15 protein-coding genes are annotated in these 21,654 nt (G+C 65.8%); 6 read left to right on the plus strand and 9 right to left on the minus strand.

Going from position 1 to position 21,654, the window contains the following annotated elements:
- Positions 1–9 precede the first annotated feature (9 nt).
- The 3 genes from ASC68_RS20815 to ASC68_RS20825 form a co-directional block, all read right to left on the minus strand.
- Positions 10–1,929: a beta-L-arabinofuranosidase domain-containing protein gene (locus tag ASC68_RS20815; protein ID WP_055883532.1), complete on the minus strand. Its 1,920-nt coding sequence runs from the start codon at positions 1,927–1,929 to the stop codon at positions 10–12.
- A gap of 181 nt (positions 1,930–2,110) precedes the next feature.
- Complete coding sequence (locus ASC68_RS20820; protein ID WP_055883535.1) at positions 2,111–3,886, minus strand: M24 family metallopeptidase; 1,776 nt, start codon at positions 3,884–3,886, stop codon at positions 2,111–2,113.
- A 1-nt stretch (position 3,887) separates the two neighbouring features.
- Entirely contained in the window at positions 3,888–4,802 is a 915-nt protein-coding gene (locus tag ASC68_RS20825) for a dihydrodipicolinate synthase family protein (protein ID WP_055883538.1), read from the minus strand.
- Positions 4,803–5,008: 206 nt separating this feature from the next.
- Here ASC68_RS20825 and ASC68_RS20830 point away from each other — a divergent pair, with 206 nt between their 5' ends.
- The 5 genes from ASC68_RS20830 to ASC68_RS20850 all read left to right on the plus strand — a co-directional run bounded on the left by ASC68_RS20830 (position 5,009) and on the right by ASC68_RS20850 (position 12,321).
- On the plus strand, positions 5,009–6,766 hold the full coding sequence (locus ASC68_RS20830; RefSeq protein WP_082528338.1) for an ABC transporter substrate-binding protein: 1,758 nt from the start codon (positions 5,009–5,011) through the stop codon (positions 6,764–6,766).
- A gap of 313 nt (positions 6,767–7,079) precedes the next feature.
- Entirely contained in the window at positions 7,080–8,924 is a 1,845-nt protein-coding gene (locus ASC68_RS20835) for an ABC transporter ATP-binding protein (protein WP_082528339.1), read from the plus strand.
- Positions 8,921–9,844 carry an ABC transporter permease gene (locus ASC68_RS20840; protein ID WP_055883541.1) on the plus strand — a complete coding sequence of 308 codons (924 nt, stop codon included), beginning with the start codon at positions 8,921–8,923 and terminating at the stop codon, positions 9,842–9,844. Before ASC68_RS20835 ends, ASC68_RS20840 begins: the two co-directional genes overlap by 4 nt.
- The gene (locus ASC68_RS20845) at positions 9,841–10,794 is read left to right on the plus strand and encodes an ABC transporter permease (protein ID WP_055883543.1); all 954 of its coding nucleotides are present in this window, start codon (positions 9,841–9,843) and stop codon (positions 10,792–10,794) included. The genes ASC68_RS20840 and ASC68_RS20845 overlap by 4 nt, the downstream gene beginning before the upstream one ends.
- Before the next feature lie 231 nt (positions 10,795–11,025).
- Positions 11,026–12,321 (plus strand): alpha/beta fold hydrolase, encoded by a 1,296-nt coding sequence (locus tag ASC68_RS20850; RefSeq protein ID WP_055883546.1) that lies wholly within the window; start codon positions 11,026–11,028, stop codon positions 12,319–12,321.
- Between the two features lie 39 nt (positions 12,322–12,360).
- On the opposite strand, the gene ASC68_RS20855 is transcribed toward ASC68_RS20850, so the two are convergent.
- The 5 genes from ASC68_RS20855 to ASC68_RS20875 form a co-directional block, all read right to left on the minus strand.
- Positions 12,361–13,140, minus strand: a complete 780-nt coding sequence (locus ASC68_RS20855) for an NAD(P)-dependent oxidoreductase (protein ID WP_055883549.1) — start codon at positions 13,138–13,140, stop codon at positions 12,361–12,363.
- Between the two features lie 8 nt (positions 13,141–13,148).
- On the minus strand, positions 13,149–14,840 hold the full coding sequence (locus tag ASC68_RS20860) for an ABC transporter ATP-binding protein (protein ID WP_055883552.1): 1,692 nt from the start codon (positions 14,838–14,840) through the stop codon (positions 13,149–13,151).
- Positions 14,830–15,987, minus strand: coding sequence for an ABC transporter permease (locus tag ASC68_RS20865; protein WP_082528340.1), 1,158 nt, complete (start codon positions 15,985–15,987; stop codon positions 14,830–14,832). The genes ASC68_RS20860 and ASC68_RS20865 overlap by 11 nt, the downstream gene beginning before the upstream one ends.
- Positions 15,984–16,970, minus strand: coding sequence for an ABC transporter permease (locus tag ASC68_RS20870; RefSeq protein WP_055883555.1), 987 nt, complete (start codon positions 16,968–16,970; stop codon positions 15,984–15,986). Before ASC68_RS20870 ends, ASC68_RS20865 begins: the two co-directional genes overlap by 4 nt.
- 73 nt (positions 16,971–17,043) lie before the next feature.
- A complete protein-coding gene (locus tag ASC68_RS20875) occupies positions 17,044–18,954 on the minus strand; it encodes an ABC transporter substrate-binding protein (protein ID WP_055883557.1) in 1,911 nt (636 codons plus the stop codon).
- Positions 18,955–19,170: 216 nt separating this feature from the next.
- Here ASC68_RS20875 and kdgD point away from each other — a divergent pair, with 216 nt between their 5' ends.
- Entirely contained in the window at positions 19,171–20,076 is a 906-nt protein-coding gene (gene kdgD, locus ASC68_RS20880) for a 5-dehydro-4-deoxyglucarate dehydratase (protein ID WP_055883560.1), read from the plus strand.
- Positions 20,077–20,260: 184 nt separating this feature from the next.
- Here kdgD and ASC68_RS20885 read toward each other — a convergent pair whose 3' ends face one another.
- Positions 20,261–21,460: a mandelate racemase/muconate lactonizing enzyme family protein gene (locus ASC68_RS20885; RefSeq protein WP_055883565.1), complete on the minus strand. Its 1,200-nt coding sequence runs from the start codon at positions 21,458–21,460 to the stop codon at positions 20,261–20,263.
- Positions 21,461–21,654 lie beyond the last annotated feature (194 nt).

A 21,654-nucleotide genomic window follows, 5' to 3' on the forward strand; every position in this document is an offset into this window, starting at 1 on the left:
GGAGGGGAGCTAGGCCTCGAGCAGCCACACCAGCATGCCGCCCGCCTGGCGATTGGCCCAGAGGTGATAGGGGATCGCCGTAAAGCGCGTCGGCTCCAGCGTCGAAGGCGCGTTGCGATAGAGCGCCCCACCCCAGCCGGCATCACCAGCCTTCACGGCGCCGCCGCTGAGCGTCACCGCGCCGCCGAGCAGGTCGGGATCGAACGCCGTCTCGATCGCCGCCCCCGGCGCCAGCCGCAGCCGCTGCGGCGCAAAGCCGTTATCGACCTCTTCGAGGCAATAGACCACCGGCCCGCGCTTCAGCGCCACCCGCCCGGCATCTTCGGTGACTTCGGGGTTGGCGTAGAGCCGCTCGACCGGCATGGCGAAACCGATCCGCACCTCGTCGCCGGCCCGCCACTCGCGTTCGATGGTGGCATAGCCCTTGGTCACCTCAAGCGGCACGAAGGCGCCGTTGACGCTGAGCTTCGCCTCGCCGCACCAGCCCGGCACCCGCAGCCTGAGCGCAAAGCGCTTCGGCGTCGCCGGCGAAATGCCGAGCCGGATGTCGCCATCCCAGGGATAGCGCGTCTCCTGGCTGAGCTTGACCACGGTATCGCCCAGCACCGCCTCGGCGGTGTTGGCGCCATAGAGGTGCACCGCGAGCTCGTCGGGCTTCGTGGTATAGAAATAGCTGCCGAGCGAGGCGATCAGCCGGGCGATATTGGTCGGGCAGCACGGGCAATAGTGCCACTTCCAGCGCCTGTTATCGCCGTGGCTCTCGAGCACATTCTCGTAGAAATAGTGCTCGCCATCGCGCGAGATCCCCGACAGCGCGCCGTTGAACAGCACCAGCTCGACATGGTCGGTGAAGCGCCCGTCGAGCTCGATCTGCGCCATGCGATGGCCCCAGAACGCCAGCGCCACCGCCGCGCAGGTCTCGGCATAGGCGGTGACGTTGGGCAGGTCATACTCCCGGGTGAACCCCTCATTGGCATGCGCCGGCCCCAACCCGCCGGTGACATAGAGCTGCCGCCCGGTCAGGTTGTCGAACAGCCGGTCGGCGGCAGCGTACAGACTGAGATCGCCGGTTTCGGCGGCGACGTCGGCCATCGCCGAGAACAGGTACATGGCGCGCACCGCATGGCCCACCACCTGGGTCTGCTGGCGCACCGGCATATGGGCCTGGCTGTAGGAGTAATCCTTGAAGATGTAATCCCTGGGGTCCTTGCCGCGCCGCCGCGCCTCCTCGTCGTAGTAGGCCGGCTGCTGGCCGCGCTCGTTGACGAAGAATGTCGCGAGGTCGAGGTGCCGCTGGTCGCCGGTGATGCGATGCAGCTTGATCAGCGCAACCTCGATCTCTTCATGCGCATCATAGCCGCGCAGTTTCCCCGGCTCGGGCCCGAAGGTGTCGATGATGTGGTCGACGGCACGGCTCATCACCTCCAGAAAGCGCCGCTTGCCGGTCGCCTCGAAATAGGCGACGGCCCCCTCGAGCAGGTGGCCCATCGAATACATCTCGTGCAGGTCGCGGAGGTTGGTCCAGCGCTTCTCCGGCTCGCGCCGGATGAACCACGAATTGAGATAGCCATCCGCCAGTTGCCCCTTGGCCAGCTGCTCGACGATCTCGTCGACTTTCTCTTCCAGCTCCGGGTTGGGGTGGGCCTTCAGCGTGTAGCTCGCCGCCTCGATCCACTTGCCGAAATCGCTGTCGAAGAAGTGCTGCATGGAAAGCCCGCTCGGCTGGATCGGGCGAACCAGCGGCGCCGGCGGCAGGTGGAAGTTGAGCACCTCGAGGAAGCCCTCCTCGTCAAGCCGCTGATGCTGCGTCGGCACGGTGACCTTACGCACCGTCTCGCTCCAGCTCTCCCAGAACCCGCCAGTGAAATCGACCTTGGCGTGGTCAACGGGAGTGTAGCGATCGAGGCGTGGATTGGAGGGGGCGGACATTGGGATGCCTGGTTTCAATAGTTAGGTGTTCACTGATCAGCGCCACAACCACGGTGTCATCCCAGCGAAAGCTGGGACCCAACTCGCAGCCCGCGCCAGCTGATGGATGGGTCCCAGCTTTCGCTGGGATGACAGCCGGTGGGAGGTCGGGGATGGTGCCCAACCCCCATTCTGGTGCGCTTCAATTACCCACCGAGATCGCCCCCGTCATCCGCTCGAGCCACGCCCGTGCCGACGGCGACAGCTTCTCCGCCAGCGCCTCACGCACCCGCGCGTGGTAGCCGTCGATCCACGTCACCTCCTCGCGGGTCAGCGCACTGAGATCCGCCAGTGACAGGTCTATCGGCGCCAGGGTCAGCGTCTCGAACCGCAGGAACCCCGGTGCCGCGGCGACCGTCTCCACCTGGTTTTCGACCCTGAGCCCGAACTCGCCTTCGCGGTAATAGCCGGGCTCGATGGTCATGATCACGCCGGGGGCGAACTCATAATTGTTCACCACCTTGCCGAAGCGCTGCGGGTGTTCGTGCACCGAGAGGAAGTGCCCGACCCCGTGCCCGGTGCCGTGGTCGTAGTCGAGCCCGAGATCCCAGAGCGGCCGCCGCGCCAGCGCATCGAGGTGATGCCCCCTAGCCGTCACCGGGAACTGCGCCGTCATCAGCGCCACAAAGCCCTTGAGCACCGCGGTATAGGTGCGACGCACCTCGTCGGAGACCGGGGCGAAGGCCGTGGTGCGGGTGACGTCGGTGGTGCCGGTCAAGTACTGCCCGCCGGAATCGATCAGGTAGACGCCGCTGGTCGTCAGGGCGGCATTGGTCGCTTCGCTCGACGCGTAGTGGCACATCGCCGCGTTGGCCGCCGAAGCCGAGATCGAGCGGAAGCTCGGCTCGACGAAACCCTCGCCCCGCGAGCGGAACTCCAGCAGCTTGTCCTCGGCTTCGAGTTCGGTGATCGGCTTGCCGGCCGCCTCGCGGAGCGCGACGTTGTCGGCGAGCCAGCTCAGGAACTCAGTGAGCGCCACGCCATCGCTGACATGCGACGCGCGGAAGCCCTGGAGTTCGGTGCTGTTCTTGATCGCCTTGGCAATGGTGATCGGGCTCGTTTCCGACAGCACCGTGCCCCCTGCCCCGGTCACCGCCAGCGCCGCCGCCACCGAGGCGAAACGCGGATCGACCAGCGCCCGCTTGCCGCCCGCGCGCCCCGCGATGCCGGCGAGCAGGTCGGCCGGCGAACGCGTCGTTACCGCTTCGAGCTCATAGGCCTCGCGATCATTGGGGAGCTTTCGCTCATCGACAAACCACTCGGTATCCCCGCTCTTGTCGAGCAAGAGGAACGACTGCGGCAGCGGCGTGTATTTGACATCGCTGCCCCGCACATTGAGCAGCCAGGCGATATTGTCGGGCTGCGTCTCAACCAGGAAATCCGCCCCCAGCTCAGCCAGCCGCGCCCCGATCCGGCGGCGCTTCGACTGAGCCGCTTCGCCGGCATTGGCAAAACTGCTGATCCGCCCGGTCGGTGGCTCCGGCTGATCCGGCCAGATCGCGTCGATCGGATCGGCCTCGAGCGGCACCAGTTCGCCGCCGGCCTGCTGCATCGCCGCCACCAGCCGCTGATGCAGGTCCGACGGGATCAGCATCGGGTTGAAACCGATCCGGCGGTTGCGCGGCAGCTTTTCGCCGAGCCAGCGCTCCAGCGGAAAATCATAAAAGTGCGAGATCTCGAACGCCTCGAGATCGACTTCCTGGCGCACCTGCACCTGGTAGCGGCCATCGACGAAGATCACCGCCGCCTCGGCAGTGACCAGCGCGATGCCCGCCGAGCCGGTGAAGCCGGTGAGATGGCGCAGCCGCTCATCATGCGGCGCGCAATATTCACCCTGGTGGGCATCGAAGCGCGGCACGATCACCCCGTCGATACCAAGAGCTCCGAGATGGGTCCGGAGCGCTTCGAGCCGGTTCATCTCAGAAGCCGTACTTGGAGAGATCCGGCCGGCTCTTCAGCCCGGCCTCGGTGATGGCGCGCACTCGTGCTTCCTCAGCACCGACCAGCGGCAGCCGCGGCGCCCGGGTCACCGGCGAGGTGCCGCGGACAATGGCCTCGACCAGCTTGATGTTCTGGACGAATTTCGGCCCGATATCCATGCTGAGCAGCGGCAGGAACCAGCGATAGATCTCCATCGCCTCGGGGATCCGCCCCTCTGCCGCCAGCTTGTAGATGGCCACCGTCTCGCGCGGGAAAGCCACCACCAGCCCGGCGATCCAGCCAGAACAGCCGAGGATCAGGCTTTCGAGCGCCAGGTCGTCGACCCCGGTCAGCAGCTGATAGCGATCACCCAGCGCCCGCAGCGTCTCGTTGATGCGGCGGGTGTCGCCAGTCGATTCCTTGATGGCGACGAATTTCGGCTCGTCCGCCATTTCCTTCAGCATCGCCTCGGTGACGTTGATGCCGTAGGCGATCGGGTTGTTGTAGATGATGATCGGCAGGCCGGAGGCGGCGGCGATGGCGCGGTAATGCGCCACCACTTCGCGATCGTCGGCGAGATAGCGCATCGCCGGCAGCACCATCAGCCCCTCGATACCGATCGCCTCGGCTTCCGCGGCGAGCGCCGCGCCGGCCCGGGTCGAATCCTCGGCAATGGTGAGGAGGATGGGCTTGCGGCCCGCGGCTTCCGCGATTGCCGCCTTGGCGATAGCGAGCTTTTCCTCGCGCGTCAGGCTACTGGCTTCACCCAGCGAACCGCAGACGATGACGCCGTCGACGCCGGATTCGATCTGATAGGCGACGTCTTCGCGAACCGCCTTGAGGTCGACCTCCTGCTCAGCCGTCATCTTGGTGGTGATCGCCGGGAATACGCCGCGGAAATCGCTCTTCTGCATCGTCTGGTCCTTGTCTCGCGGGCAACGGCCGCACTCGTCGTTCAGGACGCATCACAGCGTCCGGCCTTGTAGCTCTCATAGGATGAAAAGTATCTGTCGGCAAGTTGTCGACATTGCTATTGACAAGCTGCGTACAGGCTGTCGACTATCCCCAGCACGGGAGAGGCTGCGCATTGCGGCCGCTCGCCCACATCAGGAGGGAACCCATGGCGCATACCACCCCGAAACGCCTCAAACTGCTGCCCCGGCTGGCGCTCGCCGGCCTCGTCGCAACGGCCCTGTCGGCCCTGCCCAGCTTCGCGCAGGACGCCCAGCCCGGCGGCACCCTGCGCATCCTCGGCACCGAGGATCTCGACCATTTCGACCCGACTTCCGCGGCTCTGGTCACCACCAACAATTTCCTGCGCGCCGTATCGCGCCAGCTGATCTCCTACGAAGCCTCGACCGACGAGACGGTGCGCATCACCCCCAAGGGCGATCTCGCGACAGAAGTCCCGCAGCCGACCGATGACGGGCTCACCTACACCTTCAAGATCCGTCAGGGCGCGCAGTGGAACGCCCCCTCGGGCGCCCGCCAGATCACCTCGGCCGACCTCGAGCGCGGCTTCAAGCGCATGTGCAACCCGGCGCTCGGCTCGGCGGCGCTGACCTATTATTCGAGCCTCGTCGCCGGCATGGCCGAGTTCTGCGATGGCTTTTCCAAGGTCGAGCCGACCGTCGAAGCGATGAAGGCCTATATCGAGGGCAACGACATCACCGGCATCGAGACGCCGGATGATGAGACCGTGGTGATCAAGCTGACGCAGCGCGCCGGCGATTTCATCTACATGCTGTCGCTCGCGACCTCCGCCCCGGCGCCGATCGAAGTGCTCGACTACCTGCCCGATGGTCCGGATTACCGCAGCAACTTCATCGCCAGCGGCCCCTACACTCCCGGCGCCTACACGCCGGATTCCTCGCTGCAGCTGGTGCGCAACCCGGCCTGGACCGCCGACAGCGATCCGCTGCGCAAGGCCTATGTCGACCAGATCGACATCACCTTCGGGCTCACCGTCGACGCCATCATGCAGCAGCTGCAATCGGGCGATGGCGACATGACTTATGATGTCACCATCCCGCCGGCCATCCTCTCGATGCTGACCGCCCAGGGCGACGAAAAGCTGATGACGGTGTCGTCGGGCAACACCAACTTCATCTTCATCAACACCGTTTCGGGCAACAATAACGGCGCGCTCAAGGACCTGAAGGTACGCCAGGCGCTGAACTACGCCGTCGACAAGGCCGCCATCGTCCAGCAGATGGGCGGGCCGTCGATCGCCAAGCCCGTCAACGGCATTTTCGGCCTCGGCGTGCTCGGCTACCACGAGTTCGACCTCTACCCCTCGCCTGAGGCCAAGGGTGACCCGGAAAAGGCCAAGGCGCTGCTTGCCGAAGCCGGCTTCCCCAATGGCATCACCTTGAAAATGCCGTTCCGCAACAAGGGCAACGAGCCGGCGGTGGCGCAGACCATCCAGGCCTCGATGGCCAAGGCCGGCATCACCCTCGAGCTGACCCCGGTGGCTCCGGCCGACTACTATTCGAAGTTCATGACCAACCCGGTGAACACCCAGGAAGGCACCTGGGATATCGCGCCGGTCGGCTGGACTCCGGATTGGGCCGGCGGCTCGGCGCGCTCAGTGTTCCAGCCGCAGTTCAGCTATGACGGCACGCACCAGACCTATAACTACACCGACTACAACAACGACAAGGCCAACGAGCTTGGCCAGCAGGCGATCAACGCCACGACGCCCGAAGAAGTCGGCGCGCTCTGGGCCCAGGTCGATGAGCTGGTGATGGCCGATGCACCGGTGGTGCCGCTGATCGCCAACCTGATCGTGCTCTACCACGGTGCGGCGGTGCAGAACTTCCAGCCCTACTCGATCGGCGTCCAGGGCGACTGGACCAACGTCTGGCTGCAGCAATAGGCTGGGGCTGGTTCGAACGCCCGTACTTCCCCTCTCCTCGCGGTGAGGGGAAGTACGATTTCGGCGATCACAAGCGTATTTCTGGGGCTCGTGGTCGAGTGGACCCACCGTGATCACCCCACCACCGGCTGTCATCCCAGCGAAAGCTGGGATCCAACTCGCAGCCCGCGCGAGCGGGGAAATGGGTCCCTGCTTTCGCAGGGATGACACCCGTGGGCAGGTCAAGGGCCGAGTCAGCCGTGCAGCCGGTTCAGCCTAATCGAATACCGCACCAGCGCTTGCGAGGCGCCGGTGCCCAGTCTGGAGTGGTTGCGTGGCAGTTCTCGAAGCGCGGCATCTGAGCGTCGATATTCCCACTGAAGACGGCGTGATCCACGCGGTGCGCGACGTCTCCTTCGCGCTCGAAGCCGGCGAACTGTTCGGCATCGCCGGCGAGTCCGGGTCGGGCAAGAGCGTATTGACCCAGGCCATTCTCGGCCTCCTGCCCAACGCCACCGTCACCGGCGAAGTGCTGTTCGAGGGCCGCAATCTCCTGGGCCTGAAGCCCGCCGAATTGCAATCGATCCGCGGCTCGCGCATCGGCATGATCTTTCAGGATCCGATGTCGAGCCTGCACCCCTATTACACCGTCGGCAGCCAGATCACCGAGATGATCCACGCCCACGAGAAGGTGGATAAAGCCGTGGCGCGCCGCCGCGCCGTCGACCTCCTCGCCCGCGTCGGCATCAGCGAAGCGGATCGCCGTTTCGACAGTTTCCCGCACCAGTTCTCCGGTGGCATGCGCCAGCGCGTGATGATCGCCATGGCGCTGATCCTCAACCCGCCGCTGGTCATCGCGGACGAACCCACCACCGCCCTCGATGTCACGGTGCAGGCGCAGATCGTCGCGCTGCTCGACGAGATGCGGCGCGAGCGCGGCACCACCGTGGTGATGATCACCCACGATCTCGGGCTCCTCTCCAGCATCGCCGACCACGTGATGGTGATGTATGCCGGACGCCGCATGGAGCTGGGGCCGAGCGCCCCGCTCTTCGCCGCCCCGGCCCACCCCTACACATCGGGGCTGCTCGCCTCCTCGCCCGCCAATTACGAGGCGGGCGCCGAGCTGGTGCCGATCCCCGGCCGCCCGCCCAGCCTGCTCGAAACCCCCAGGGGTTGCGTGTTCGCGCCGCGCTGCGCCAGCGCCTTGCCCCGCTGCACCACCGAAGCGCCACCGCTCCGCGTCTTCAGCGACGGCTTGCAGTCGCTCTGCTGGCTCGAAGGCCCGCCCGCCGATGCCGCCGCCAGCGTCGCGGCCGTCGCCAAAGCCCCGGCCGCCGACGAGATTGTCGTCAAAGCCGAGGGCGTCCGCCTGACCTATGGCGGCGGCAGCCTGTTCAATCCCGGCGCCGGTTTCGAGGTGCTGAAGGGCATCGATCTCGAACTGCACCGTGGCGAAACCCTCGGTCTCGTCGGCGAAAGCGGCTGCGGCAAATCCACCTTCGCCCGCGTGCTGGCCGGGCTGATCCCCATGACCCATGGCAAGGTTTCGCTGCTCGGCCGCGACCTCGGCAGCCTCGATGGTCGCGCCTGGCAGGCGATGCGGCGCGAGGTGCAACTGGTGTTCCAGAACCCCTTCGGCGCGCTCAACCCCCGCCGCCGCGTCGGCGCCATTATCGGCGATCCCTATCGCATCCACGGCCTCGCCAGCGGCGCTGAGCGGAAGCGCGAAGTGCAGCGGCTGATGGAGCTCGTCGGTCTCAACCCCGAGCACTACAACCGCTTTCCCTCGGAATTCTCCGGCGGCCAGCGCCAGCGCATCGGCATTGCCCGCGCCCTCGCTCTCAACCCCTCGCTGATCATCTATGACGAGCCGGTCTCGGCGCTCGATGTGTCGATCCAGGCGCAGGTGCTGAACCTGATGCGTTCGCTGCAGCGCGACCTCGACCTCACTTACCTGTTCATCTCGCACGATCTCGCCGTGGTCCGGCATGTCTGCGACCGCATCGCGGTGATGCAGGCCGGCCAGATCGTCGAACTCGCCGAGGCCGAAACGCTCTACCGCGTGCCGCAGCACCCCTATACCCAGACGCTGCTCGCGGCCTCCGTCACCACCCCGCCCCGCCACCCCGCTGCCGGCCGCACGCTGGTCTCCTCCAATGTCGTGGAGGCCGCATGAGCGCCGGAGCTGCCATACCCGTCGTACAGCGCGGCTCGCTGGCGCTGACGCTGCGCCGGCTCGGGCGCGACCCAGCCATCATCGCCGCGCTGATCTTCATCGTGCTGGTTGTGATCTTCGCCCTCTCGGCGCCATGGATTTCGGCGCTCACCGGCCACTCCGCCATCGAGCAATATCGCGATACCGGCCTCTCCGAGATGGGCCTGCCGGTGGCGCCCAATGCCGAGTTCCTGTTCGGCACCGATCATCTGGGCCGCGATGTCCTCGTCCGCCTCGCCTATGGCGCGCAGGTCTCGCTCACCGTCGGCGTCCTCGCGGCGGTCGTCGCGGCGTTGATCGGCATCAGCGTCGGCATGGTCGCCGGCTATTTCGGCGGCTGGGTCGATACCGTGCTGAGCCGCGCCATGGACCTGGTGATGAGCGTGCCGTTCCTGCTCTGCGCCCTGGCGCTGGTCTCGGTGTTCGGCCCCAGCCTGTCGCTTTCGATCGGGGTCATCGTGTTCTTCAGCTGGACCACCATGGGCCGCGTCATCCGCGGCCAGGTGATGTCGCTGCGCCGGCAGGAATTCGTCGAAGCCAGCCGCTCGCTCGGCGCCGGGCCGCTGTCGATCATGTTCATCGACATCCTGCCCAACCTCAGCGTGCCGATCATCGTCTACACCACCATGATGATCCCGGGCTCCATCGTCTTCGAGGCGACGCTGAGCTTTCTCGGCATGGGCATCGTGCCGCCGGCACCGAGCTGGGGCGGCATGCTGGCCGACGCCGCCGGCAACTCGCTCTACCTCGTCGCGTCCTGGCTGGTACTGATCCCAGGCCTCGCGCTGCTGTTCACCACGCTCGCCTTCAACATCCTCGGCGATGGGCTGCGCGATGCGCTCGATCCGCGCGGCCGGCCGGTGCGGAGGAAACCGAAATGATCCGCTATCTCTTCGGCCGGGTGCTGTTCGGCGCGCTGATCCTTTTGACACTCAGCATGTTCGTGTTCTTCCTGTTCTTCGTCGCCCCGGGCGATCCGGCCCGCATGGTGGCGGGCGACAAGGCGACCGAGACGCAGCTGATCCAGATCCGCACCAATCTCGGCCTTAACAGGCCGATCCACGAGCAATATCTGAGCTTTCTCGGCAAGGCCGTGACCGGCGATCTCGGCTTTTCCTACCGCAACCAGCAGCCCGTCGCGAAACTGATCTTCAACCGGCTGCCCGCCACCCTGTCGCTGGTGGTCGGCGGCGTCCTGGTCTGGCTCGCCGTCGGCATCCCCATCGGCATCATGTCGGCGCGTCATCCCGGTGGGGTGCGCGATCGGCTCGGCCAGGGCTTCATCCTCATCGGCCTCAGCTTCCCGACTTTCGTCCTCGGCATGATGTCGCTTTACCTGTTCTATTTCCTGCCCCGGCAATCGGGCTTCATGCTGTTCCCGGCCGGCGGCTTCAAGCCGTTCCTGCCCAACCCGGCGATCTGGGCCTGGCATCTGATCCTGCCCTGGACCACGCTGGCGCTCACCACCGCCGCGGTCTATGCGCGGCTCACCCGCGGCCAGATGCTCGAAGTGATGGGCGAGGATTACATCCGCACCGCCCGCGCCAAGGGCCTCTCGGAGCGCAAGGTCGTCTGGAAGCACGGCATGCGCGCCACCCTCACCCCGCTCGCCACCCAGCTCGGCGCCGATATCGCACTGCTGCTCGGCGGCGCCATCGTCATCGAACAGGTCTATGGCCTGCAAGGCGTCGGCGCCCTCGCGGTGCAGGCCGTCGCCAACCAGGACCGGCCAATCATCATCGGCGTGGTGCTGCTCGGCGGCCTGTTCATCGTCGTCGCCAACATCATCGTCGACATCGCCTATGTGCTGCTCGATCCGCGCGTGCGGTAGGGATTTTCAGATCTGGAACGCTTCCTCGATGCATGCAACCACCCACCGGCCGTCATCCCGACGAAAGTCGGGACCCAGTGCTCAGGCTCATCCCCAAGCGCGATCCCTTCGACCTTGCTGTGACGGACCGGATGGGGCGGTGTTTGCCAACCGTCCGAGCACTGGGTCCCGGCCTTCGCCGGGATGACGGCCGGTGGTTTGGTCCGGCCACGAGTTCCCAAGGAGACAAGAATGCCCGTCGCCGAATACACCATCCCCGGCATGCTGATCCGCGACCACCTGCTGCCGGTGCCGCTCGACTGGAGCAAACCTGAGGGCCAAACCATCGAGCTGTTTCTGCGCGAGGTGGTCGACCCCACCAAACGCCATGACGACCTGCCGCTATTGGTGTTCCTGCAGGGCGGCCCGGGCGGCAAGTCGCCGCGTCCGACCAAGGGCAGCCCGTCATGGCTGGCCGAGGCGCTGAAGACGCATCGGGTGATCCTGCCTGATCAGCGCGGCACCGGCCGCTCCACCCGCATCGAGGCCGCCGCCATGGCGGGCTTTGCCACTGGGGACGCCGCCGCCGACTACCTCAGCCATTTCCGCGCCGACTCGATCGTCGACGATTTCGAGCACGCCCGCAAAACCCTGTTTCCCAAGAAGCGCTGGGAATCGCTCGGCCAGAGCTATGGCGGCTTCCTCACCCTCACCTATCTCTCGCGCTACCCCGAAGCGCTCGCCGCCTGCTACGTCGCCGGCGGCCTCGCGAGCCTCGTGCCCAATGCCGACGAGGTCTACCGCCGCACCTATCCGCGCGCGGCAGGCAAGAGCCGGCTCTACTACAAGCGCTATCCCGATGACGTCGCCCGCGTTGCCGCCATTGCCGATTTCATCGACAGCAATGACGTCCGCCTGCCCGATGGCGACCGGCTCACCGTCAAGCGGCTGCAGACCATCGGCATCGATCTTGGCATGGCGCCCGGCCACGAGAACGTCCACTGGCTGATCGACGAAGCCTTCTCCACCCCGGATCGGCTATCCGACCATTTCCTGTTCAGCGTCATGAGCCTCACCAGCTATGACAGCGGCCCGCTGTTTGCCGCGCTGCAGGAGAGCATTTACGGCCACGGCGCCGGCGCCACCAACTGGGCTGCCGAGCGGGTCCGCGCCGATCACCCCGAGTTCGACCCCGCCGCCCGCCCGCTGCTGTTCACCGGCGAGATGATGTTCCCGTGGATGTTCGAGGAAATCCGCTCGCTCCGCCCGTTCAAGGCCGGCGTCGAAACCCTGGCGGCGCGCCAGAGCTACTCCGAGCTCTACGACCTGAAGCGCCTCACCGCCAACCAGGTGCCGGTGAGTGCGGTGGTCTATTACGACGATCTCTATGTCGATGCAGGCCTATCGCTCGAAACCGCCGCGGCGGTCGGGAACCTGCAGCACTGGGTCACCAACGAATACGAACACGACGGCATCCGCCAGAGCGGCAATGTGTTCAAGCGGCTGGTGGAAATGGTGAAGGAAGCGGGCGGGCCGGTTAGGGGTTAGGCGACGACGGCGCGCTTGGCGCCAAGCACACCGGCCGTGCTAATCCTCAAAATGCCCCCGCACCGCAAAACCGCCGCCCTGCAGCACCGCCACCTCAGGGTCCGGCGCCGGCCAGCCGCCCGCCGGCACTGGCAGTTCCCCCGACCCATGCTCCGGCTTCCACCCCAGTGTCTGGTCCGGCGCGTTGACGTACCAAGCCCCCGCATTATCGGAGATGCCGAACACCGTACGGTAGCCGAGCTCGGGTGCATCGAGCCCGGCGAGCACCAGGCGCCACAGGTCGTCGCGGTCGCACCAGATCTTGATGTCGCGCTGCGAGCCCGGGTTGTTGGCGGCGCAGATCCTGATGTTGAGGCAGCCGATGCCGAACTTGTCGTGGTAGAGCCGGCTGAGGTTCTCGCCGAACAGCTTGCTCACCGCATAGAGCGTATCCGGGCGCACTTCGGCATGCCGGTCGAGCGGCGCAGCGGCGACCTCGTGCATGCCCAGCACATGGTAGGACGAGGCGTAGATCACCCGCTTCACCCCGGCTTTGCGGGCACTTTCGAAGATATTGTAGGTGCCGGCGATATTGGCATCGAGGATCGCCTGCCACGGCTTTTCGTTCGCCATGCCGCCCAGGTGCACCACGGCGGAGATGTCCTGCCGCATCAGGTCGTCGATCGCCGCGCGGTCGGCGAGGTCGGCGAGCACCACCGGCCCACCGTCGGCCGGCGCCGTGATGTCGGTCGCCAGCACCGCCCTCCCCGCTTCGGCAAATCTCGACCGGAAGTGGGTGCCGAGCCTGCCGGCGGCGCCCGTCAACAGGATTTGCGGCATGATCTTCCTCAGGCGGGAGCCGAAAGCCGCAGGCGCGGATCGGGACGGGGGACGGCGCGGATCAGGGTCTGAGTATAGGGATGCTCGGGCCGCTCGCAAATCTGCTGCACGTCGCCGATCTCGACGATCTTGCCGTTCTTCATCACCGCGACGCGGTCGCAGAAGTAGCGGATCACCGAGATATCGTGGCTGATGAACAGGTAGGACAGGCCATATTCGTCCTGCAGCCCGCGCATCAGGTCGAGCACCTGGTGGCGCAGCGACACATCGAGCGCCGAAGTCGGTTCGTCGGCGATGATCAGCCGCGGCCTGAGCGCAATGGCGCGGGCGATCGAGATGCGCTGCCGCTGCCCGCCGGAAAAGGCGTGCGGATAGCGCTCGCCGCCATCGGCCGGCAGCCCGACGCGCATCAAGAGCTCCGCCACCCGATCGCGCATCTCGCGCTCGCTCATCGCCGTGTTGGTGCGGAGCGGCTCCGAGATGATCTGGTAGACGGTCATGCGCGGGTTGAGCGAGGAATGCGGATCCTGGAACACCATGCGCACTTCGCTGTAGAGCGATTTCATCTCACGCTTCGATAGCCGCGCGATGTCGACTTCCACCCCGTCGCCGCGCCAATAGTTCACCTGCCCGCCGGTCGGCGTGTAGATGCGCAAGAGCGTGCGGCCCAGCGTGGTCTTGCCCGAGCCGCTCTCGCCCACCACCCCGACGGTTTCGCCCTTGTTGATGGTGAGGCTGACCCCATCGATCGCCTTGAGATAGGCGGCGGGTTTCCCCAGCATGCCGACATTGAGCGGGAAATGCAGCGACAGGTCGCTGATCTCGGCAATCGGCGATTCCTCGGCCGGGCGTGGCGGCCGCGGCGCCGGCGTTTCGAGCTTCAGCACCGAGCCGAGCAGCGCCTTGGTGTAAGGCTGCTGCGGCCGCTCGAACAGGTCGAACACATCGGCCTGCTCGACCATCTCGCCCTTGAACATCACCATGACGCGGTCGGCGATCTGCGCCACCACGCCCATGTCATGGGTGATGAACAGCACCGCCATGCCGCGATCGCGCTGCAGCTCGCGCAGCAGCGACAGGATCTCGGCCTGGGTGGTGACATCGAGCGCCGTGGTCGGCTCGTCGGCGATCAGGATTTCCGGGTTGCACGAGAGAGCCATGGCGATCATGGCGCGCTGCCGCATGCCACCGGAGAACTCGAATGAATAGCGGTCGAGCGCCGCCTCGGGGTTGGGGATGCGCACCCGGTCGAGCAGAGCGGCGGCCCGCTTCCGCGCTTCCTCCTTGCTGATCTTTTCGTGCAGCAGAATGGTCTCGACGATCTGGTGGCCGATGGTGTGCACCGGCGACAGGCTCGACATCGGCTCCTGGAAGATCATCGCGATACGCCGGCCGCGCACCTCGCGAATGCCGCGCCCGAGCGCCCCGAGCTTGACGATATCGAGCTCGCCGCTGCCAGTATCGAGCAGGATTTCCCCCGCCGTGATCCGCCCAGGCGAGGCGACGAGCTGCAAGATGGCGCGGGCGGTGACGCTCTTGCCCGAGCCGCTTTCGCCCACGAGGCAGAGCGTCTCGCCGCGCGACAGGGTGAAGCTGACGCCGCGCACCGCATGCACCACCGATTTGTGCACCGGGAACTCGACGGCGAGGTTCTTGACCGTGAGAACCGGTTTGGCGTTGGGCGCGGCGTTACTTGGCATAGGGATCAGCAGCGTCGCGGACGCCGTCTCCGAGGAAGTTGAGCGACAGCACTGCCACCACCACGCAGATGCCGGGGACGAACAGCCAGGGCGCCTGGGTGATGGCGCGAAGGTTCTGCGTGTCCTGCAGCAGCACGCCCCAGCTGACGATCGGCGGCTGCAGCCCGAGGCCGAGGAAGCTGAGCGCGGTTTCGGCGAGGATCATGTGCGGGATGGCGAGGGTGACCGCGGCGATGATGTGCGAATAAAGGCTCGGCATCATGTGGCGCATGATCAGCCGGAACTCGCTCACCCCATCGAGCCGCGCTGCGATGACGAAATCCTCACTCCTGAGGCTGAGGAAGCGCCCGCGCACCACGCGGGCGATCTCGGTCCAGCCGATCAGCGACAGGATGACGAGGATCGAGAAATAGACCTGCAGCGGTGGCCAGTCCTTCGGCATCGCGGCGGCGAGCCCGAGCCACAGCGGAATGGTCGGCACCGAGCGGATGAACTCGATGACCCGCTGGATCACCCGATCGACGAGGCCGCCGCGATAGCCGGAAATCCCGCCCAGGATCATGCCGATGATCAGCGACAGGCTGACCCCGACCAGCCCGATCGACATCGAAATGCGGGTGCCGTGGATGGTGCGGCTGAGCAGGTCCCGGCCGAGCCGGTCGCCGCCGGCGAGGAAGAACGGCTTGTTCTTTTCGAGCGGCCCGATCAGGTGGATATCGGCATCGAACAGCCCCCACATCTTGTAGCTCTGGCCTTTGACGAACAGCCCGATCGGGATGATCTCGCTCGGCTTGGGGGTGAAGATGCGCCTAAAACTCTTGGCGTCGACCTTGATGTCGAAGCCGGTGACATGCGGCTGGAACCGCGAGCCGCCGGCGCCATCGTCGACGAACCAGCCGATCGCCTGTGGCGGTACATAGGTGAAGCGCGGATCGAACTTGGCCGGATCCTGCGGCGCCAGGAACTCGGCGAACAAAGCCACGAAATAGATCAGCCCGACGATCACCAGCGACAGCACGGCGAGCTTGTGCTTCTTGAACTTGTGCCAGAACAGCGTCCACTGCCCGGCGGCCTGCAGGCGCCCGGGAGTGAGCTGCTGGTCGAGCAGCCCGGCCTCGATATCGGTAGTTTCGGTGGGGGCGCTCATGACAGCCGGATCCTGGGGTCGGAGATGGCGAGCAGGATGTCGGAGACCAGCGTGCCGATCAGCACCAGCCCGCCGCTCAACAGGATAAAGGCGCCGGCCAGATACATGTCCTGGCTCTTCAACGCCTGCAGCAGCAGCGGCCCGGCGGTGGGGAGGTTCAGGACAGTGGACACCACCAGTTCGCCCGAGATCAGCGCCGGCAGCACCCAGCCGACGGTGGAAATGAACGGGTTCAGCGCCACCCGCACCGGATAGGTGAGGATCAGCCGCCCCTCGGGCATCCCCTTGGAACGCGCCGCTTCGACATAGGGCTTGTGCAGCTCATCGAGGAGGTTAGCGCGCATCACCCGGATCAGCGAAGCCGTGCCGGCGGTGCCAAGCACGAAGATCGGGATCCAGGCATGGGTGATGAAATCCCACACCTTGGCCAGCGACAGCGGCGCATTCTCGAAGGCCGGCGAGAACAGCCCGCCCACCGAGACGCCGAACCACATGGTCGAGGCATAGAGCAGCACGATGGCGAGGAGGAAATTCGGCGTCGCCATGGCGAGAAAGGCAAAGGCGGTGGCCACGTAATCGGTGATCGAATATTGCCGCACCGCCGAGTAGATGCCGATCGGCAGCGAGAACGCCCACATCAGGATGAGCGTCAGCACCGAGATCAGCGCCGTCATTCCCATGCGGCCCCAGATCAGTTCGGTGACCGGCTGGTTCCACTCGAAACTGTCGCCGAAATCGCCGCGGGTGACGATGCCGCCGATCCATTTGAAGTATTGCACCACGACATTCTCACCCAGCCCATAGCGCTCGCGCAGGCTATTGAGCATGGCGCTGTCGACCGTCTCCCCGGCCTGCGCGATCTGTGCCGCATAGGTCGAGACATAGTCGCCCGGCGGCAGCTGGATGACGGTGAACGCCAGGATCGAGATCGCCACCATCGCCGGGATCATGCCGGCTATTCGCTTGAGGATGTAAAGGAGCATGAACCGGCCCGGGGGTTGGACGATCCGGCGGACAGCGCCCGCCGGATCGTGCCTTGAGATGCTCTGGGGAGAACTACTGCTTGAAGTAGAACTGCTCGGTGTTCAGCGTACCCGGGTCCGGATGGATCCAGCCGGTCGGGGTATCGTCGGGCACGTTGCCCAGCTTGTTCGACACCACCGCGAAGCCCTGGATCGCGGTGCCGATGCCGATCTGGTAGAACTGCTCGGCGCTGATATCGAGCAGCTGGCTCAGGAGCTTGGCCTGTTCGTCGGCGTTCGAGGTGCCCTTGATCTGGTCGTACAGCGCCCACTGCTGCTTGACATAGTCGGGCGGCTCGACCCCGCCATCCTTGATGTAGAACTTGGACCAGTCGACGGCGAAGTTCGATTCCGTCGAGAACGGGAAGTAGTCGCGCGGATCGATATAGACGTCGATGCCGCCCGAGGTGGCGCCCCACACCACGATATCGTGCTGGCTGGCGGTCTTTTCCTCGTAAAAGCGGGTGCGATCCATCGCCGTGAAGCGCGCATCGACACCCACTGCCTGCCAGTACTGCACCAGCAGCTCGGCGACATCAGCGGTGTTGCCCAGCGCCGTCACCGCGGCGACGTTGACCACCAGCGGGCTGCCGTCGGGCGCGAGGCGCAGGCCGTTGCTGCCGCGCTTGTCGAGGCCGATGGAGTCGAGCAGCCGGTTGGCTTCGTCGGCATTGTACTCGAGATACTGGGTGGCCAGCTTCTCGTTGTAGAATGCCGTGCCTTCGAGCGGCGCCACCTGGCGCGGCGTGCCCTGCCCCAGATAGACCGTATCGATGATCGCCTGGCGGTCGAGCGCATAGGACAGCGCGATGCGGAAATCCTTGTTCGCAAAGATCGGCGCCTTCACCGCGTCATGCGAGTTGAGGTTGACCGAGATGGCGAGCGAGTTGCCGACCCGGGACTCGCGCGGGCTGATGCGGAAATTGCCGGCCTCCTGGCCTTCCGACAGCACCGGCAGGTTGGTGGTGTTGGCGGTGTGGCGGACTTCGTAGTCGATCTCGCCGGCGAGGACGCTGAGCAGCAGCGTCTGTGCTTCGGCATTCACCGACATCGAGAGCCCGTCGATATAGGGCAGCTGGTTCCCTGATGTATCAACCTTCCAGTAGAACGGGTTGCGCTCGAGCGCCACGCGGGTGGCGCCCGCCACATAGGGCTCGGTGATGCGCCAGGCCTCGATCGTCGGGCGATCCGGGTTGCGCCAGCGCTGGATGTTCTCGATGCCGACGCCGCACATGTTGACCATCTGCTCGGACCAGTCGGCGACGCCGGCCGCCTTGGCGTTGGCATCGGCCTCAGGGTTGTACTTGGGCAGGAACTGGCTGCAATAGGCCTTGCTCAGCAGCGTCAGCTGCACACCATAGACGCTGGCGGCGTTGAGGATGAACAGGCCATTCGGCTTGCTCCACGACAGGGTGAACTCGGTGGGCGAGGCGACGGCGATGGTCGGCAGCTCGCCCTCGACGGTCAGCCAGCCCGGCTTGGTCGGGAACAGCTTCTCGTCCGGCAATATGTCCTGAACGAAGAACGCCACGTCATCGGCGGTGAACGGCGTGCCGTCCGACCACTTCATCCCCTCGCGCAGCGTGAAGGTGAAGGACTTGCTGTCTTCGCTGACGCTGTAGGCGCTGGCGATGTTGGGCTGGATCTCGCCGGTCCACTCGGCGTCCCAGGCGAGCAGCGGCTCGTAGCCGAAATAGGTGAACAGCATGTTGCGGTCATTGCCGCCCACCATGCCGCCGCGGAACGTGCCGCCATACTGACCGACTTCGCTGACCGGCGTGATGACGCGCGGCGCGGCGCCAACGCGTTCGGCCACCGGCGGTAAGCTGCCGTCGGCGACGGCAGCATCCAGCATCGGCGCCTGTTTGTAATCGACGGCCAGTGCGGCGCCGGCCAAGGCCAGCATCGATACCCCGGCCAGTGCAGGCATCAGGAAATGCTTCAATTCACCCTCCCCTCGAAAGTGCATCCGGACGCCGGGAGCGTTCCCCTTCAGCGTCGGCGGGGCAATGTGGTATGACTGCAAATGCACTGTCAAACGATAAATCATACTACTTTGCTGCGAGTCGTGCTTGATGCGGCTTTCGTTGCGTTGACAGCGGGGTTTTGCCGGTGCTAGCACCAAGAAATAGTACTAATTTTCTGCCCTGGGAGACGCCTGGTGACTTTTGACGAGATCAAATCGAAGATCGGTTCCGGGCTCCTGTCCTTCCCGGTGACCGATTTCGGCGACGACGGCGAGTTCGACGCCGCCTCCTATGCCAGGCGCCTGCAATGGCTCTCGTCCTATGGCGCGGCCGGGCTGTTCGCGGCGGGCGGCACCGGCGAGTTCTTCTCCATCGGCTATGACGAGTATGACGCGGTGATCCGCACCGCGGTCGAGAACAGCGCCGCCGACGTGCCGGTGCTGGCCGGCGTCGGCTATGGCACCCGCATGGCGGTCGATCTGGCGAAGCGCGCCGAAAAAGCCGGCGCCGCCGGCATCCTGGTGCTGCCGCATTACCTGATGTTCGCCGAGGAACAGGGCGTCGTCGCCCATATGCAGGCGATCTGCGACGCCGTCGGGCTGGGCGTCATCTACTACGCCCGCGACAACACCCGGCTGTCGCCGGCCGGGCTCGAAAAACTGGCCGAGGCCTGCCCGAACTTCATCGGCTACAAGGATGGCATCGGCGACCTGCAGCTGATGCAGCGCGTCGCGCACCGGCTCGGCGACCGCGTCGTCCATATCGGCGGCCTGCCGACCGCCGAAGTCTTCGCCCAGCCCTATCTCGAGATGGGCGTCACCACCTATTCCTCGGCCGTCTTCAACTTCGTGCCCGAGCTGGCGCTGCGCTTCTACAACGCCGTGCGGCAGCGCGACACACAGGTGGTCGACGGCTTGATGAAGAGCTTTTACCTGCCGCTGATTGAGTTACGTGACAGGAAGCGCGGCTATGCCGTGTCGATGATCAAGGCCGGCGCCGACCTGGTCGGTCGCTCGGCCGGCAAGGTGCGCACCCCACTCACCGAGCTCGACGCCAGCGAGCGCCAGGTGCTCGCGGATCTGATTGCCGCCAACGCCTGACGGCTCTCCCTTATCCTCCCCCGCGTGGCCTAGCGGATGAGGGCCGGAGGCCCTCACCGCGGGGGGACCGCCCGAAGGGTGGTGGAGGGGGCGGCCAAACTCACAGTCGACTCTTGCTCCCCCCTCCACCAGCTTCGCTGGTCCCCCTCCACCGCCACGCGGGGGAGGATCACTGTCCCCGCCCCTAAACCCGCGACACCCGCCGCACCAGATCCCCGCGCTCGAACACCTCCGGCCTCAACTCCGTCCCCAGTCCCGGCCCCTCCATCGGGTACACATAGCCGCCTTCGATGCGTGGCGTCGCCGTCACCAGGTCCTTGTACCAGCCATTGTAATAGGCCCGCACGCTCTCCTGGATCAGCGTGTTGGGTTGGCTGAACGAGGCATGCACTCCCGCAGCGAACGCCACCGGGCCGACGCAGTCATGTGCTGCGAACGGCCGGTGATAGGTGTCGGCCAGCGCGGCGATCTTCCGCGCCTCAGTCAGCCCGCCGCACCAGCCGATATCGACCATCACCACATGCGTCGCGTCGCGATCGAGCAGGTCCTTGTAGGGAAAGCGCGTCGCCAGCACTTCGCTGGCGCAGACCGATATCGGGGTCGAGCGGGCGAACTCCGCCAGCGCCTGCGGCGAGTTCATGCGGATCGGGTCCTCGAACCAGGTCGGCTGAAACGGTTCCAGGGCCCGTGCGATCTGCTTGGCGGTCGGCAGGTTCCACAGGCTATGCAGCTCCACCATGATCTCGATGCGATCGCCCACCGCCTTCCGGATCTTCTCGAACGGCGCGAGCGCCAGCTTCAACTGGTCGGTGGTGATGTAGCGCCCGTCATTCTCCATGGCCGGTGGATCGAACGGCCAGATCTTCATCGCCGTGATCCCCGACGCCAGGAGGTCCTCCGCCAGCTCGCCGGCCCGATGCATGAAGCCGTCGAGATCGGCATAGCGGGCATCGCCCTGCCCCGAGGCCCAGTTATCCACCGGCCGGAAGTTGCGCGCCTGCGCGTAGCGAGGGTTGGCGCAGGTATTGTAGATGCGCAGCCGCTGGTGGCTCAGCCCGCCCAGCATCTGATGCACCGGCAGGTTGCATACCTTGCCGAAGAGATCCCACAGCGCGATGTCGACCGCCGACGCGGCGCGCATCTCGGCGCCCGACGACGAGAACCCCAGCGCCGCATAGACCATCTCGCGGTTGATCGGCTCGATCGCCAGGGGGTCGCGGCCGAGCAGCTTATGCGCCAGCACTTCGTGTACATGCGCGGTCACCGACCCCGGCCCGAAGAACGTCTCGCCCAGCCCGGTTATCCCCGCATCGGTATGCACCCGCACCCAGATGACGTTCGAGAACTCCTCGGTATAGAGCGTCTCGACCTCGGTTATCTTCATTTCGCATTTCCTCCCTCAGGCGCCGTGAGACCGGCTGGGCTCAAGGCCCCTGCCCGCCCCTCCCGACGAAAATTCCCACACCCTCTTGACGATCCGGCGTGAAGCTGACTGAATACCTTTAACGATACATGTCGACCACGATACAGACGAGGATCGGAAACGCAAGTCGTTGGGGCGATGCGCGTTCCGCCCCT

This window comes from Devosia sp. Root105, assembly GCF_001424865.1.
Taxonomy (GTDB): domain Bacteria; phylum Pseudomonadota; class Alphaproteobacteria; order Rhizobiales; family Devosiaceae; genus Devosia_A.